The organism is Jidongwangia harbinensis, assembly GCF_020216025.1.
GTDB lineage: Bacteria > Actinomycetota > Actinomycetes > Mycobacteriales > Micromonosporaceae > Actinoplanes > Actinoplanes harbinensis.
On the sequence record NZ_JAIWNC010000057.1, the window covers coordinates 35,991 to 51,830 of the forward strand.

The following is a 15,840-nucleotide window of genomic DNA, read 5'->3' on the forward strand; positions in this document are numbered from 1 at the left end:
CCTATGTAGGAAAAGTTGCTAGGGCTATGTAGCGTATGTCCTCATGGCGTCACCACTACGAATGACCGCCGCCGTGGCGGGGGTCCTGCAGGCGTTCCTGGCCGAGCCCGGCACCGAGCGGTACGGCCTCGACATCATGCAGGCGACCGGCTACCCGAGCGGCACCGTCTACCCGATCCTCATGCGCCTGCAGCGAGCCGGCTGGCTGGCCGGACACTGGGAGGACATCGACCCGGCGGCGGCCGGCCGCCCGGCGCGGCGCTGGTACCTGCTGACGCCGGACGGTGCCACGACGGCCCGCACCGAGCTGGCCGCGTACCGGCAGCGGTTCGCGGTGACCGGCCCCGCCGTGCCGGGGAGGCCGACATGGGCCTCCTGACCCACCTGACCGGCGCCTGCCTGCGTGCGGCGGCCCGGCGCTGGCCCGCCGACCTCCGCGATGACGTCGCCCGGGAGTGGGCGGCCGAACTCGGTGCCCTGGAGCGGCAGGGCGGCACCGGCTGGCGCCGCGTGACCTTCGCGGTCAGCCTGGCGGTCACGCCGCTGTCGTCCGACGAGAACGGCGCGCCGCGCGGCGGGTGGGAGTGGATGCGCGCGGGCCTGACGCTGCGGTCGGCATCGCGGCTCCTGGTCGCCGGCGGTTTCGGGCTCGGCATCGCGATCACCGTGGCGATGGCGATCGGCAATCTGATCGACTACGGCGCCTACCCCGACGACACCGCCTGGCTGCTGGTCAGGACGCTGATGTCGGCCGTGACGGCCGCCCTGATGACGGGCTATGCCGTCGTGGCCGGCCGGTGGGCCGGTGCGCGCGCGGCGCGGGAGCCCGGCCCGGCCGGCAGCCTCGGCCTCGCCGCCACCGCGGTGGTGCCGTTCACCGTGCTGCTCCCCTTCTTCCTCGCCGTGCGCACCGAGCCGGTGCCCTCCCTGGTCCTGCTGGTGACGGCGCTGTGGACGATGGTGAGCCTGGCGCTGGTGGCGGTCACCGTCCGGGCGGCCGCCACCGGCCGGCGCACCCGGACCCGAGTGCTGACCTGGGCCGGTGTCCCGCTGGTCGCGGTGCTGTCCGGCGTCCCGCTGCCGGTCGGGGGCGGGTCCGGGGTTCCGGCCGATCAGGTCGCCCGCCTGGCCGAGGTGGCGTGCTTCGTGCTGCCCTGGACGGTGTGCGCGGTGGTGTTCGCCCGGACGGCGGTCCGGCGCTGGTCGGCACCCGTGGCAGCGGTGGCACCGCAGCCCGGGTCGCGGGCCTCGTACCCGGTGCGCGGTGTGCCGGCCTGGCGGCACCTGACCCCGCAGCGCGTCCTGCTGTCCGCCCTCGCCGCGGTCGCGGCGGCGGTGTGGGCGGTGGGCGTGACGGTGTGGCAGCCACTGAGCGAGCCGGCCCATGTCGCCGACGCCACCGGCGAGAACAACACCTACTGGGCCCGGGAGCTGCGCTGGGGTGCGCTCGTCGCGGTGGTCCTGCTGCTTGTCGTGTACGTCCGCGGCGACCGCCGGGCGACCCGCGGCGTGCTGCTCGGGGGCGCCGCCTGGCTCGCGATCGACATCCAGCTCGACCGGATCGACCCGGCCTCCGGGACCGTCGCGCTCGCGATCACCGCCGCCGTGGCCGCGATCGCCGCCTGCGCCGCCGCCGGTGCGGTGGCCGCCGTGCCCCGTCCTCAGGTGCTGCTCACCGTCGCCACGGTCGCGGGCGTCATGTCGTTCCTGGCCACGGCCACCGAGTCGCCGACCGACGTGGAGCCGCAACTCAACCTCGGCAGCGCGATCGTCGGCTCGCTGCTCGCCGCGGTGGCGGTCGCCGCGGCGGTGGGTGCGGCCGGGTCCGTCAGCCGGACCCGCGCCGTCGCGGGCCTGGCGGCCGGCGTTGCCGCGGCGGCGGTCCCGTCGCTGTTGCGGCTTCGCTACCCGCAGCCGAGCGACGTCCGCCTCTACGCCATCCTGCTCTTCGCCGCGGTGCTGCTGCTCACCGTCGTCGTCCTCGCCGGCCCCCGGCCGCGGGCCGCCCGGCAATGGCTGCGCTACCCGTTCGCGTTCGTCGTCGGCGCGGTCACCGTTCCGCTGATGCTGTTCCCGCTCGTGGTCATGGCCATCGCCCTGCCGGTCGGCCGGCTGTTCACCGCCCTGGCCGGCAATCCTCCGATCCACGGCGCCGACACGGACGCGGTCACCGTCCTTCTGGCGGTGCCGATCGGGTGGGCCCTGGGCCGCCTGTTGCGGAATGCGGCGTTCGGCCGGCGGTTGTTCCCGCAGGCACCGCGCCCGATCGGCCCGGCACCGGTCCCGGTCCTCGTCCCGCCCGACCGGGCGTCCTGACGCCGGCGCCGGTCAGCGCGTGCACTCCAGGTCGACATAGACGATGAGCGGCCAGGAGTCGACGACGTTGATCTCGTGACAGTCGGCGTTCCCGAAGCCGGCGTCCCGGGCCTGGGCCAGGGCGTCCGCGCGCGCGTAGTGATAGGCGATCTCCGGTCCGAAGCCGCTGTGCCCCTCGCCGCGGAACACCTGGGTGTCCGCGGCCCGCGCGGCGGTCGTACCGGAGATCAGTACGGCGGCGGCGAAGACACCGACCGCGAGCATTCGACGAACCATGAGAAGAGATTAACCATGATCGATACCTTGCGCACGGCGAGCCGGCCGCGTCGCCGTTCTCCACCGCACCGGCATGCGGTCCACGCGGGCCCGGCGTCGCGGTCGCCCTATCGCACGTAGTGCCGCAGCCGCACCGCCTCACCGCGCGGACCGCTCCAGCCGGCAGTCGTGGTGTGCGTGTACCGCCATCCCGTGGCCTCGGAGAACGCGGCCGCCGGGGAGTCCGGCCGGTCGATGACGTGGAGGATCAGCCGGCCGCCGGCCCACACGCTGACGTGGTCCAGCAGAGCACTGGCGACCCGCAGGCGCCGGGCCGCGGGCGCCACGAACAAGCGGGTGACCTCCCGGCCGTTCTGGACGGCGACATGCCCGTCGATCACGCCGGGTGAGCTCTGGGCCACCCAGGCCTGGTCGAGCTGCGGGCGGTCCAGCCAGGCCCGGGGATCCGACGGCCACTTCATCGGATAGCCGTCGGCCAGGCGTACCTCCCGGAGCACTTCCACGCACTGGTCGAGATCCTCCGACCGCCGGGCGCGGATGGTCAGGGGCCGGATCGTCAGGTCACTCACCTGAGCATCATGAACCAACGCCGGCTGATCTCACGAAACGGCCGGTGCGGCGGCGCGGTCCGGTCGCCGTGGCCGTAATCGGCTCGCCGCCGGGCGAGCCGAGCGCGAGACTGCACGGATGCTGCTGACGATCGCCGGTTCGAGTTGCTCCGGAAAGACGACGGCCGCCCGCGCATGTGCGTCGATCGACGGGCTGGTCGTCCACGACTTCGACGAGATCGGAGTCCCGAGCGGCGCGGACCGGCAATGGCGCCATCGCAGCACGGAGGAGTGGATCAGGCGCGTCCTGCGGTACCAGAGCGACGGCGTCGACGTCCTGCTGACCGGTCAGTCGCCCCTGGGTGAGGTGCTGGCGAGCCCGTCCGCGACCGCGCTCACCGGCATCGCGGCCTGCCTGCTGGACGTCGACGACGAGGTGCGCCTGCGCCGGCTCGACGAGCGCGATCCGGGAAAGTGGAGTCCGGCCGAGAAACGGGCCTTCCTCGGCTGGGCGCGGTGGCTTCGCGGGCACGCCCACGATCCCCGGCATCTGCCGGAGGCGATCACCGACGGCTGGGAACCGATGCGGTGGGACCGGTGGATCGGCTGGACCGGCGCCGATCCCCGGTGGGCGGTCAGGGTCATCGACACCACGGGACGCACGAGGGAGCAGACCGCGGCGGACATCCGGCACTGGGTGGCCGATGCGCGCGCGGAGTTCGCTTCCGGACGACTCGGACTCGCGGGCGACTGGGCCACCACGCCGGTGCCCTCCGGCTGACGTCCGCTCACCGGCCGGGCGCGGTGAACGGGGTGCCGCGTCGCCGTGCCCGGCAAGTCGTTCCGGCCTTTCCCGGGTCGACGTCCAGCCGGTTCAGGGAATGGTGTGCGGCAGGTCGCGGGCCCGGGCGACGCGGTGCTTCCAGGCCGCCCGGACGGCGTCGATCTCGGTGCGGTGTTGCCGCTCCCAGACGCGAAGCCGTGGTGCCAGGAGCGTCATGGCGATCCGGTACGCCGGGAGCCGGCAGTCCACGTCGGCGTCGAAGGCGGCCTCGATCTGCTTGACACCGCGGGTCCACGCCGGGGCGGGCGGGCGACCCTCGACGGGCGCGTCCCGGTACGAGATCCGCGGCGCGAAGAGGAAGTCGGTGCGCTCGGTGACGTCGTGGCCGTACCGGTCCCGCATGCACGCCCGGTACGGCCGCATCGCCGCGATCACGGCCGGGTCGCGTGCCACGACATCGAGCAGACCGCGGAAGCCGGAAAGCTGGTACACGCCCTGCGGCGGATCGATGTCGGAGTACGGCCGGTGCTGGTACGCCGCGGTGCACCTGTTGCGGGCCGCCACCTCGGCCGGCCGGGTCGGCCCCGGCGGAGGATCGTGCAGCCCCGCTCGGGCGAAGCGGGCCGCGGCGAGCTCGTTGCGGACGGCTCGCCGGCCCCGGTCGGTGATCGAGTCGAACACCGACCCGCGGCCGGAGCCGAATCCGAGGTCGGCGTCGGTGAAACCGTCGTAGTGGCTCAGGAACGGCCGGATCCGGTACGGCATGCCGGCCGCTCGCATGCAGGTCGCCACACCGCCTTCGACGCGGTGGTAGTTGAGCAGTTCGGACGCTTGCAGCTCCTCGCGATTGCCGGCAATGCGTACGTGCAGCGCGTCCAACCGCGCGGCCGTGGCCGCGAGGTCCATCTGCTCGGGTGAGCCGCGCACGGGCACCGGCGAGACCACCAGCAGGGCGACCGCCAACCAGGCCGGCACCAGGGCCCACTTTCTCCTCATGAACGGCAGAACGATCCGGTCCGTGGATGATGACGCACCGAGAGCGCGAAGGCGGTCCGTTCCGGCAGGCGGCCCGTCAGGACGCCGGCGGGTCCGCCGGCCTGGCCCGCTGTGGGTGGATCGTCTCGTGCCGGGCCAGCATCGCCACGAACTCGGCGATCTTCCGGCTGCGCGTCTCGGCCCGTTTGACGGCATTGACCCGGCCGATGAGGGAGAAGCGGTTCGACCTGGTGAGCACGTCGAACATCGCCTGCGCCGCCGGGTCGGCGGCGATCGCGGCGCTCAGGTCGGCCGGCACCTCCGCCTCCGACGACGGCGCATAGGCGGCCGACCACCGCCCGTCGGCCTTCGCGGCGTCGACCGCGGCGCGACCGGCGGGCAGCATCAGGCCGGCCGCCTCCAGCCGGGCCACGTTGGCGACATTGCGCTGGGACCAGACGCTGCGCGGCCGGCGCGGGGTGAACCGCCGCCAGGAACTCTCGTCGTCGCGCTTGCGGGCCTGCCCGTCGATCCAGCCGAAGCACAGGACCTCGTCCACCGCCTGCTGCCAGGTCAGCGTGGTGACCGAGCCGCCCTTCCTGGTCAGAGCGAGCCACACGCCAGGAGAAGTGGTGTGGTTCTCCAGCAGCCACGCGCGCAGCGCCACGCCGTCGGCCACGATCAACTCGTCCAGTTCGGTTCCTGCCACCACCGCAGGCTAGCCGAGTGATCAGATACGGAGTCGTCGAACCGGGTGGAGGTCGGCCGGCCCTGCGGATGTCGTACACGGTGTCCGTCGGGCCGCATCCCGCCGTGCAACCGTGGCGCCTTGCGGTTTGCTGAAGGAGGCGGTCGGCATGGACCGTGCAGCGCAGGTCGACATCGTTTCCGGTGACACGGTGCGTGTCGTGCTGGCCGGAACGGTGCTGATGGTGCGACAGGCCGACGTGTTGTCGCAGGTGGAGCGGACCATGAAGGCCGTGCCCTGTAGGGAGGTGCAGGTCGATCTGACGGAGGTCACGGCGCTGGACTCCTCGGGGGTCGCGCTGCTCATCCTCACCCGCCGGTTGGCGCACCGGTCCGGTGTCGACTTCCGCGTGCGGGGAGCGAGCCCGGAGATTCTGCAGCATCTGCACCTGGTCGGCCTGACCGCGCTGTTCGGCCTGCGGCCGCTCGACGGCGGCGACAGGTCGGCTTCCGTCGTGGCCGGGTCCACGTCTGATCCGGCCGGGACCACCGTTACCATCCTGGACGAACCGTTCGACCGGCAGTGCGTCGGCGCGATCCGGGGCCGCCTGTCCAGCTACGCAACGAGCTGCGGCTTGTCCGGGTTCGACCGCTACCGACTGCTGCTCGCCGCCACCGAGATCATGGCCAACGCGGTCAACCACGGCGGCGGGCGAGGCTCGATCAGGGCCGAGCACCGGGGGGACCGGATGGTCCTCCGGATCACCGACCACGGTCCCGGCATCCCGCGTCGGCACCGGACCGAGCGTCCTCGTCCACGCCCCGGCCGGGTCGGCTCGTCCGGCCTGTGGCTGGCCCGTCACCTGTGCGAGCAGGTGAGCATCGACACCGGGCCCGCCGGCACGACCGTGGTGCTGACGTACGCCTTGCCGCCGCGCGTCGAGTAGAACAGGACGCACGCCATGAATTCCGCTCCCGTCACCCGATACCGTACGGGCGATCCGGACGTCGCCGGCGACGCCGAGACACCGCCGGCCGCGCCGGACTTCCTGCTGGCCGCGTACCGGATGCTCGGACAGTCGCTCAGCTTGCAACGCAATGCCCATGCGGCGGTCTGGCTGCCGGTTCCCGTACTCGCCGATGCGGTGGCGCTGATCCTGACCACCGGGCCGGGTCAGGCGCAATGGTGGATGACGGACGGCGGCACGGCGGTGGACGACCCGGACCGGATACCAGTCCGATGGGCGGACACGGCGCCGGCCGACCTGCCGGACTGGATCCGAACCGCGCTCGCTGACGCGGAGGGGCCCTGGGTACGGCCGGTGGACTCCGGACCGTGGGTGATGCCCGACGGCACGAAACGCGACGGGCACGGGGTGGCCGTCCGGCTGCTGACCGATCACCTCTTCCCGGGCGTGCTGCTGCTGTTCCGGGAAGCGGATCGCCCGGTCTTCGACGCCGCCGATCACTCCCTTGCCGCCCGGTACGCCGAGCCGGTCAGCCGCGCCGTGACGGCGGCCCGGCTCTACCGGGATCAGGCCCAGGTCGCCGACACCCTGCGCGCTGCGCTGCGGCCGACCCCGTTGCCGTCCGTCGCCGGCCTCGACATGGCGATGGTGTACCGGCCGGCCCGTGAGGCGATGCAGATCAGCGGCGACATCGTGCACGTCGAGCCGATGCCCGACGGCGGTGCCCTCTGCGCCGTCGGCGACGTCTGCGGCAAGGGGGTCGACGCGGCGATGGCCGGCGGCCGGCTGCGGCTTTCGCTGGGAGTCCTGCGCCGGATCACCGGCCAGCCCTTGGACATCCTCGCCGTGCTCAACGAAGCGTCCTTCGACGCCTGCGGCGTGGCGGCGACCCAGTTCACCACGGCGGTCGTGGGCTCGGTGCGGAGGGCGCCCGAAGGCGGCGCGCTCCTGCGGCTCGCGGCCGGCGGCCACCTCCCGCCCCTGGTGATCCGGCGGACCGGCGCGGTGGAGGCGGTACACGTCGGCGGCATGATGCTCGGCGCCGACCTGCCGGGGCAGTTCACCGAGGTGGTCGTCTGGCTCGCCCCGGGCGAGACCTGCGTCATCTACACCGACGGGGTGACCGAGGCCCGCGGCCCGGCCGGCGCGGCGTTCGGTCAGGAACGGCTCGCCGCGCTGCTGGCCGACTACGCCGGCGTGCCGGCCGCCGTGCTGGCCGAACGCATCGAGCAATGCCTCGTCGACTGGCTGACCGGCGCCGACCACGACGACATCGCGCTTCTCGTCCTGCGGGCGCAGCCCGCCACGGCATCGTGCGGACCGGCATGACGACCACGACGGACCATCCCGCATGTTCCAACCTGCTGGGGTATCTCCTGACCGGCGACGAGCCGGCCGCCATCCGGCTGGTCCACCGTCTCATCGAAACGGGGGACAGCCACGAGGAGGTCCTGCTTCGCCTGATCGCGCCGGTCCAGGCGAGCATCGGTGAGCTGTGGGCACGGAACCGCCTGTCGGTGGCCGACGAACACGTGGCGAGCTACATCAGCGAGCGGGTGACCGCCGCCTGCGCCGCAACCGGTCCACCCGCGCGCCGACCGGACAAGCTGGTGGTCGCCTGCGCGGACGGCGAGTGGCACACCCTGCCGTCCCGGCTGCTCGCCGAGACCCTGCGGCTGCGCGGCTATTCGGTGAGCTTCCTCGGTGCCAGTGTCCCGGCCGCACACCTGGCGCTGTACCTGCAGCAGCATGAACCGGTCGCGGTGCTGCTCAGCATCTCGCTGTCCGTCCGGCTGCCGTCCGCCCGCCGATCGATACTGGCGGCCCGGCAGGCCGGTGTGCCGGTTCTGGGTGGCGGCCGGGGATTCGGCGACACGGCGCGGTGGGCGCACTGCCTCGGGGCCGACGCGTGGGCCGCGGACGCCGTCGAGGCCGCCGCCGTCCTGGCGGACTGGCCGCCGCGCCGGGCAGCCGGCACGATGCTCGACCACCTGGCCGACGGGGAGTACGCCCGGCTGACCACGCAGACGCCCGGCCTGGTCGAGAGTGCCCTGGACGTCCTGGAGCGACGATTCCGGCCGATGCGCGGCTACACCGGCTGGCAACGTGAGGCGACCGTGGAGGACCTGGGCCATATCGCGGCCTTCCTGGCTACCGCGGTCTACGTCGACGACGAGGCGTTGTTCGTCCACTTTGTAGGGTGGCTCACCGAGGTGCTGGCGGTCCGCCGCGTGCCGCCGGCCTCCGTCGATCTGGTCCTCGAACACCTGCAGGAGACGCTGGACGACCGGCCACGCACGGCGCGGGTGCTGGCCGCAGGCCGAGCGGCGCTGCAGACCCGCCGGTAGTACCGGTCTCGAGCACCGAACAGATTCCGGTGCCGAGCCGGGCGCGGCGGCTCACAACAGCGAACGCTCCCTCGCGCGGTCCACCGCCGCACGCCGGCGGTCCACCTCCAACTTGCGGTAGATCGATCGGAGATGAGCCTTGACGGTATTGACCGACACACCGAGTTCGCCGGCGATGTCGCGAGCGGTGAACATCGTCGGGAGGTAGCGCAGCACCTCCAACTCCCGCGCGCTGAGGTCGGCGGTGGCGCCCGGCGCGGTCGTACCCTCACCGGTCCCTGCCGCGTCTTTGCGCACGTCGGCCGCGAAGGCGGCGTATCGCTCGGTGGCCGGACTCCGCCGGGCGACGAGCCGAGCCACCTGCTCGGCGCCTACACTGACGAACGGCCGGCGCAGACCCTCCCGCTCGGCGAGCGCGAGAGCACCGGCGAGTGCGTCGACGGCACGGAGGCCGTGTCCCCGGGAATCGGCGATGAGCGCGGCCAACAGGCGGGCCTCGACCGTGGTCACGGTGGCCGGCAGCGGCTCCGGCGGACCGGCGAGGAGCCGCTCGGCCCGATGCAGATCGTGCGTCGCGAAGGCGGCCTGGGCCCGGCAGACCCGCTCGGCGAAGGTCAGGGAGGCCTTGCGGGTCAGTCGTGCGTACCGTTCCTCGACCGCCTCGGTCCGGCCCGCCGACAGGTCCACCTGCGACTCGATGAGCAGCAGCCACCGTTCGAGCACGGGTGCCTGGATCCTGGACCGGTGATACAGGCCTGCCTCGGACAGGATCGCCCGGGCGTCGTCGATCTCGTCCCGGGCCAGGGCGAGGACGGCCCGGCTGCCCAGCCACATCAGGTGCTGCGTGGTCTCGCGCCCGTGCTGACCGGCCTGCCGAGCCTGCCCGAGGAGAAGGTCCGCCGGACTCAACTCGCTGCGCAGGATGTGTGCCTGCGCGAGGGCCAGGTGCGCGGCCGCGGACTGGGGTGCGTGTGTCCACCCCCGGCGCTCGGCGAGGTCGCGCACCTCACCCGCCAGGCGGACGGCCTCCTGCACCGAACCGAACATGATCTCCAGCAGGGCGAGATGACCCACCGCACTGATCTCGACGAGCTCCATGCCCGACGCGCGTGCGGCGGTCGAGGCGTTCCACAGGAACTGCTCCGCGGTACGCGTCCGGCCCAGCCAGAGCAGCCCGACGCCCTTGTGGTGCAACGCCAGCACCCGGTACCGGCCGGCCGCGCGGATCTCGGGTACCTCCATCCGCGCCAGCCTGGCGAGCAGACGCGTGGCCTGAGCGACGACCGCCGGCATGTGGCCGCGCGCCAGGGACATCATCATCTCCAGCGCCGCAAGGGTGATCTCGACCGGCCGATGCTCGCGGTCCAGGCCGTCCGGCAGCAGTTGGCGCGCTCGCGCCAGCCGCTCGGACAACGCGTCCCAGTCGCCCGCGTCGAACAGCTGCAGGGCGTCGCACGCCATCAACTCGGCGGTCGAGGTCACCTCGGCCGCCGGAATGCTCCGGACCACGTTGACCAGGGCCGCCCGGTTCGCCGAGAGGATGAGCGGCGCGGCTTCGGCGACCACCAGACGCCCGACATAGGCCCAGTCCCGGGCCACGGCCGCGTGTCCGAGTGCCTCGAGGATCGAGCCGTGGGCCGCATGCCAGCGCGCCGCCCGCAGGTGCAGCTCGGGCACCATCCGCGGGTTCCAGAGCAGGAGGTGGTGCCGCAGCGCGTCCCGGAGCAGGTGGTGATACCGGAACCAGTGCGGCTTCGCGCCGAGCCGCACCACGAAGTCGTTGACCAGTTCCAGCTTCTCGAGGATCTGCTGGCCGCCGCTACCGTCGATGAGCGCGTCGGCCAGGTCGCCGCAGACGTGCTCGCACACGCTCGTGTACAGCAGGAACCACACGATCCGCCTGGGCTGCCGATCCAGGACCTCGTGCGCCAGGTACTCGTCCACCGAGCGCACATCGCCGGTGAAGTCGGCGATCTCCCGCGGCTGGCCCGGACCGGTCAGGAAGGCGGCCGCCATCTGCAACCCGGCCGGCCATCCCTCGGTTCGCTCCAGCAGCGCGGCCACGTCGGCACTGTCCAGATCAAGGTGGGGCCGGGTCAGCAACCGGGCGGCCTCGTCGGCGGTGAAGGCCAGATCCGGGGCCCGGATCTCGCTCAGCGCGCCCGTCAGCCGCCACCGGTGCAGGGGCAGACCGGGATCCGAGCGGCTGAGCAGGATCACGTGGAACCCCGCCGGCGGCTGGTCGAGCAGCTGACCCAGCTCGCGGAGGACCTGGGAGTCGTCGATCTCATGGAAGTCGTCGATGATCGCGACCGCCGGCCCGGACGGCCGTCGCAGCCATCGCGCCAAAGCCCGGACACGTTGGCCGGCGTCGGAAGGCACGGAGGTCAGCCCGGTGAGCGGATCGCCGTGCACCGTGCCGTCGATCTGCCGGATCGCGGTCATCACGGAGGACCAGAAGGACTGGACGTCGTTGCCGCTGCGATCGACCGTGAGCCACGCGCAGGGAAACGGCTTGCTCGCCGCCCACGTCGAGACCAGCACGGTCTTGCCCCAGCCGGCCCCGGCGCAGACGAGCGTGACCGGGACCTGTAAGGCCGCGTCGAGCAGCACGCTCAGCCTCGGCCGGTGGACCTGTGCCCGCAGCGTCCGAGGCCGGGACATCTTCGCGGTGTGGAACGGATCGAACAGCGGCGTGACGACCTGCCGGGTCATGCGGTGGCCCGGTCGCCCGGCCGGAGTCATGGACGCCTCCGGCCGGTTGGCGCTGTCACCGCTCTTCATGCCGCACCCCCGGCATCGAGTCGCACCCGGTCGCCGCAGCGGACTGCCCATCCCATCGCCTGCACGGCCACGACGAAGACACCGTCAGGCTTCCGTCCCGGGCACGGTGCGCCACGGCCACCGTCGTCCCGGGGGCCGCCTGTATCCCCCGCACCGTCCATCAGCGAACCACGCACCGGAACCGCTTGGCAACAGCTGGTCACCCTTGTCGACACTGACGCGAGAACGCCCAGGCACGTTCCGCGGGATGTCCGGCACGGGCGGGTCCGGCACGGGCGGGTCCGGAACTCGATGGCACCGCGGGTTCGGGCCGTGTGATGATCGACGCCGGGGCCGCTAGCTCAATCGGCAGAGCATCCGACTGAACAGCGCGTCCGCTCCCCGCCCACGCGGCCATGGGGGCGCTTCCTTCTCTTCTGACGGATCGGAGGGTTCGGGGTTCGAATCCCCGGCGGCCCACATGTACGAGAAGCTCATCATCCAGAAGACCCTGCGCGTCCCGGCCGGCGCCGGGGCGGCGGGCGACGGCGCGCCGGTCGCCCGGCAGCTGGATGCGGCGTTGCTCGACGCGGGGTTCTCGGCGTCGCGGGCCCTGCTGGACCACGTCGGCGCCCTGGCGCCGGAGCCGGCCATGGATCTCGCCGCCACCGTCGTCTCCGCGGTACGTGAACTCGTCGGCGACCATGTCCAGCACAACGTCTATTTCCTCGGCTTCCCGGACGAGGTGCCGGACACCGTGGAGTTCTGGACCGAGCGGCTGCGTGCGGCCGTGCTCACCGGCGGCGGCACGGCCACCGAGGAGCAACTGCGGGACGCGGTCGGGTCCGGCCGGGTCGACCTGCTCGGCCTGCCGGGGTACGGCACCTACCAGCACACGTACGACGAACTGCTGGCCGCGCACGACGATCTGGTCGCCGCCGCGGGCGACCGGGTAACCCTGCTGAGCCTCGGCGACACCGCCGAGGTGGAGGCGGAGCGTCTCTACCTCGCCCTGGCGGGCAGTACGACGCCGCACGGCGAGGCGGACCTGGCGATCCTCAGCGAACTCGCGGTCGCCTGCATGGACGGCGCGCAGCCGGCGGAGATCCCGGTGCGCGAGAACCGCGCCGTCCTCAACGGGGTCCGGCTCGTCCTCGGCCGTCCGCTGGTCGGGGTGGACAGCACGACCGACGTGCTGCGCCTGGCCTGCCAGGTCTCCGGCGGCGACGTCTCACTCGCGGCGGCCACGCGGTTCCGCGCGTTCCCGCGCCGGGAGCGGCGCGTCCTGCTGGCCGCGTTGCACGAGGTCGTCGCCGCGAACCCGGCCAAGCTGGGCGACGTCGCCCGTCACGCGGAGCGGTGGAAGCGGCTCGGCGAGCGGTTGCACCCGCACGAGTACGCCGCATGGCCGTACGCACAGCAGGTGTTCGCGGTGGCGCGCGGCGAGCGGCGGGTACGGAACCTGGCCGGCCGTGCGGAGGAGGCGCTGCGCGCCGGGGCCGTCGGTCCGGCCGCGTCCGTGCTGTCGGCCGCGCCGGGCATGCTGTTGCGGTCCGCGGACCGGCTCCTGCGGCTGGCACCGGCGGAGGAGCGGGCCACCGTGGTCGCCGCGGTCCACGGGGCGCTGGGCTCGGCGTCCGGCCGCGTGCTCTGCTCGCTGCGGGAGCACGTCGCCAACCGGCTGGCGCCCGCATCGGCCCGCTTGTACGCGAGCCGTGCGCGCACCGCGTGGGTCGGGCCGGACCGGCGGCCGCCGCTGCCGGCCGACCTGGTGGCCGAGCTGTCGTCGCTGCTCGACGCGGAGATCGGTACCCGGCTGCCGCAGCCCGAATTCCCGCTGCTGGTGGACCCGGAGATCCTCGACGTCGCGCTGCCGTTGTCCGGCAAGGCCGCCGAAGGTGGCTTCCGGGTCCTGCCGCGAGGCTCGCGGGCGACGGTACCGGGTGAGCTCCTGCGCTTCTTCACCTACTGGCGGCAGTCGAGCCGTCGCACCGACTACGACCTCTCGGTGCTGTTGCTCGACGACGACTTCGACGCCGCCGGCCAGGTGTCCTGGACGAACTACCGCCAGGACGGCGCCGCGTACTCCGGCGACCTCACCGAGGCGCCGGACGGCGCGACCGAGTTCATCGACGTGCCGCTGACGGTCGGCGCCCGCTATGTCGTTCCGCAGGTCAACATCTACTCCGGTGAGTCGTTCGACGAGGTCGCCGAGTCGATGTTCGGCTACCAGACCCGCACCCGGGATCAGCGCGGCGCCCCGTTCGACGCGCGGACCGTACGGTCGCGCTCACAGATGCGCGGCTCGGGGCGGGTCGCGCTGCCGGCCGTGTTCCTCCGGGGCGAGCACGGGTGGCAGGCGGTGTGGCTGCACCTGTACCTCTCCGGCTGGCCGTCGTTCAACCGGGTGGAGGACAACACCTTCACCACGGCCGACCGGGTACGGGCCCTGCTGGAGCGGCGCTACCTCACCGTCTCCTACCTGGTGGACCTCTGGCGCGCCCGGACCGAGGTGACCAGGTGGGACGGCCGGCTGCCGGACGAGCCGGTCACCTTCCTGGGCATCGAGGCACCCGAGGGGCTGCCCCAGGGTTCGCGTGCCTATACGCTGGACCGGCTCGGGGAGCTGATCCCCGGGTAGCCGTGACGGCCGAGGCCATGCGGGCGCTTCCTTCTATCCCGTTCAAATCGGGTACCCCCGCGCGAGCGGGGGAGTGGCCGTACAGCAACCGCGCTCTCCTCGGCCCGTCACGGCGGGCACCGATCGACCGGAGATCACCACCGGTACGACTGCATCTCGCACTCGCGGTAGATCTCGAGGTACTTCTTGCTGTCGATGCCGGGTGCCCGCTTGCCGAACGAGAAGAACTCGTCGTCCCAGTTGCCGCTCACCTCGATGCCCCGGTTGTTCATGCACTTCATCCACGCCCGGGTCTGGTCGGGGTAGTTCGGGTTGCGGGCCTTGTCCAGCAGCGGGTCGAGATACGGTTCCTTGTCCTTGCACGCGGCGTACCCGCTGCGGTTCTTCTTGTTCTCCTGCTCCGGAACCTTGGGCACGGGCACGTTGTCCGGCATATCCACCTTCTCGGACCCCGCCTTGCTCACCATCTTGACGCCATGCGACTCCAGGCATGCCCAATAGGCGTCGTAGACGCGGTCCCGGTCCTCCTCGGTCATGTCGATGCGCAACATGGCGCCGGTCTCGGGGGACGGCGACGGCTTTGCGGTCGGCCCGCCGGCGATGGTGGCCACCCGGTCGGACGTTCCGGCGTCGGACGAGGAGGGCTCGTCCGAGCAGCCGGAGAGCAGTCCGGTCGCGCACAGCGCGGCGATGAGCCAGTGGCGAACGTGTGTAGGGCGCATGCCGACATGCTGGCCGAGGACTGTGAGGAACCTGTCAGGCGGCGTCGGCGGCGGGCCGGATGGCCCATCGGTCTGCCCGAGCCGCCCGCGAAGGAGGCTGAGGGGCATTCTCCTCCGACCTGACCGGGCGGACACCCCACGGACGTCGTGAGGTCCCGCTGAAGACGTACCGTGCTGGCATGCAGAGCCCGCAACCGCCCGGGGCCGCCGGCCCGCGCCCCACCGTCGACTCCGAGATCACCTGGCTGCTGCACCGTGCGGCCCAGCGCATGCGTGCCGCCACCGGTGAGGTGGCCGAGAAACACGGACTCACGCTGCGCGAATACATCGTGCTGAGTGCGCTCCACAAGAGCCCGGGTCTCAACCAGGGCGAGCTCGGCAAGACCCTGGGACTGGACAAGACCACCCTGATGAGCCAGCTCGACCGGCTCGAGCGCAGCGGCCTCGTGGTACGGCACAACGACCCGCGGGACCGCCGCCTGCGCATTCCGGTGATCACCGCGGACGGCGAGGCCCTGCGCGCGACGGTCGCCGACGCCTGCGACAACGTCGAGACCTCGGCCCTGACCGGCCTTGATCCCGATGAGGTCCAGATCCTCCGGCGGATGCTCTTCGCGATCATCGGCGACGTCGAGGACCGCGGTTCCTGCCTCTGACCCGCCGGGAGGTGTCCCCGCCCGTCGGCCGGTCGGAATATCGACGCGACTTGGCCATTTAGTGACGGCGTAACCGTTCTGGGGTATACCGGCGAGTGTGCGGAACTCCGAACGACTGTCCGGGCCAGGGTCACTCGACCATCATCCACCACAACA

14 protein-coding genes and 1 tRNA gene are annotated in these 15,840 nt (G+C 72.5%); 9 read left to right on the top strand and 6 right to left on the bottom strand.

From position 1 onward, the window contains the following. Window positions 1-43: 43 nt before the first annotated feature. Both LDL48_RS40500 and LDL48_RS40505 read left to right on the top strand, forming a co-directional pair. On the top strand, window positions 44-379 hold the full coding sequence (locus tag LDL48_RS40500; protein ID WP_225260498.1) for a PadR family transcriptional regulator: 336 nt from the start codon (window positions 44-46) through the stop codon (window positions 377-379). After that, window positions 367-2,316, top strand: a complete 1,950-nt coding sequence (locus LDL48_RS40505; protein ID WP_225260499.1) for a hypothetical protein — start codon at window positions 367-369, stop codon at window positions 2,314-2,316. Before LDL48_RS40500 ends, LDL48_RS40505 begins: the two co-directional genes overlap by 13 nt. 12 nt (window positions 2,317-2,328) lie before the next feature. Here the strand turns inward: LDL48_RS40505 and LDL48_RS40510 are convergent, their stop codons facing one another. Together LDL48_RS40510 and LDL48_RS40515 are read right to left on the bottom strand one after the other, a co-directional pair. Next, a complete protein-coding gene (locus LDL48_RS40510) occupies window positions 2,329-2,592 on the bottom strand; it encodes a hypothetical protein (protein WP_225260500.1) in 264 nt (87 codons plus the stop codon). A gap of 107 nt (window positions 2,593-2,699) precedes the next feature. Further along, window positions 2,700-3,161, bottom strand: a complete 462-nt coding sequence (locus LDL48_RS40515; RefSeq protein WP_225260501.1) for a GNAT family N-acetyltransferase — start codon at window positions 3,159-3,161, stop codon at window positions 2,700-2,702. A 118-nt stretch (window positions 3,162-3,279) separates the two neighbouring features. On the opposite strand from LDL48_RS40515, the gene LDL48_RS40520 reads away from it, so the two are divergent. After that, window positions 3,280-3,921 carry a hypothetical protein gene (locus tag LDL48_RS40520; protein ID WP_225260502.1) on the top strand — a complete coding sequence of 214 codons (642 nt, stop codon included), beginning with the start codon at window positions 3,280-3,282 and terminating at the stop codon, window positions 3,919-3,921. 93 nt (window positions 3,922-4,014) lie between these two features. On the opposite strand, the gene LDL48_RS40525 is transcribed toward LDL48_RS40520, so the two are convergent. Further along, on the bottom strand, window positions 4,015-4,920 hold the full coding sequence (locus LDL48_RS40525; protein ID WP_225260503.1) for a hypothetical protein: 906 nt from the start codon (window positions 4,918-4,920) through the stop codon (window positions 4,015-4,017). Between the two features lie 76 nt (window positions 4,921-4,996). Then, entirely contained in the window at window positions 4,997-5,608 is a 612-nt protein-coding gene (locus tag LDL48_RS40530; protein WP_225260504.1) for a YdeI/OmpD-associated family protein, read from the bottom strand. A gap of 148 nt (window positions 5,609-5,756) precedes the next feature. Between LDL48_RS40530 and LDL48_RS40535 the strand changes: the two genes are divergently transcribed. The 3 genes from LDL48_RS40535 to LDL48_RS40545 are packed head-to-tail and all read left to right on the top strand — an operon-like array spanning window position 5,757 to window position 8,902. Then, window positions 5,757-6,533 carry an ATP-binding protein gene (locus tag LDL48_RS40535; protein WP_225260505.1) on the top strand — a complete coding sequence of 259 codons (777 nt, stop codon included), beginning with the start codon at window positions 5,757-5,759 and terminating at the stop codon, window positions 6,531-6,533. Window positions 6,534-6,548: 15 nt separating this feature from the next. Beyond that, window positions 6,549-7,883 (top strand): PP2C family protein-serine/threonine phosphatase, encoded by a 1,335-nt coding sequence (locus LDL48_RS40540; protein WP_225260506.1) that lies wholly within the window; start codon window positions 6,549-6,551, stop codon window positions 7,881-7,883. Then, a complete protein-coding gene (locus tag LDL48_RS40545) occupies window positions 7,880-8,902 on the top strand; it encodes a cobalamin B12-binding domain-containing protein (protein WP_225260507.1) in 1,023 nt (340 codons plus the stop codon). Before LDL48_RS40540 ends, LDL48_RS40545 begins: the two co-directional genes overlap by 4 nt. Window positions 8,903-8,953: 51 nt before the next feature. On the opposite strand, the gene LDL48_RS40550 is transcribed toward LDL48_RS40545, so the two are convergent. After that, window positions 8,954-11,686, bottom strand: a complete 2,733-nt coding sequence (locus LDL48_RS40550) for a winged helix-turn-helix domain-containing protein (RefSeq protein ID WP_225260508.1) — start codon at window positions 11,684-11,686, stop codon at window positions 8,954-8,956. 330 nt (window positions 11,687-12,016) lie between these two features. On the opposite strand from LDL48_RS40550, the gene LDL48_RS40555 reads away from it, so the two are divergent. Further along, window positions 12,017-12,145: transfer RNA gene (locus tag LDL48_RS40555), tRNA-OTHER, on the top strand. 1 nt (window position 12,146) lies between these two features. Continuing rightward, entirely contained in the window at window positions 12,147-14,306 is a 2,160-nt protein-coding gene (locus LDL48_RS40560) for a hypothetical protein (RefSeq protein WP_225260509.1), read from the top strand. A gap of 134 nt (window positions 14,307-14,440) precedes the next feature. Here LDL48_RS40560 and LDL48_RS40565 read toward each other — a convergent pair whose 3' ends face one another. Next, on the bottom strand, window positions 14,441-15,028 hold the full coding sequence (locus LDL48_RS40565) for a hypothetical protein (RefSeq protein ID WP_225260510.1): 588 nt from the start codon (window positions 15,026-15,028) through the stop codon (window positions 14,441-14,443). A gap of 179 nt (window positions 15,029-15,207) precedes the next feature. Here LDL48_RS40565 and LDL48_RS40570 point away from each other — a divergent pair, with 179 nt between their 5' ends. Continuing rightward, window positions 15,208-15,684 (top strand): MarR family winged helix-turn-helix transcriptional regulator, encoded by a 477-nt coding sequence (locus tag LDL48_RS40570; RefSeq protein ID WP_225260511.1) that lies wholly within the window; start codon window positions 15,208-15,210, stop codon window positions 15,682-15,684. Window positions 15,685-15,840 lie beyond the last annotated feature (156 nt).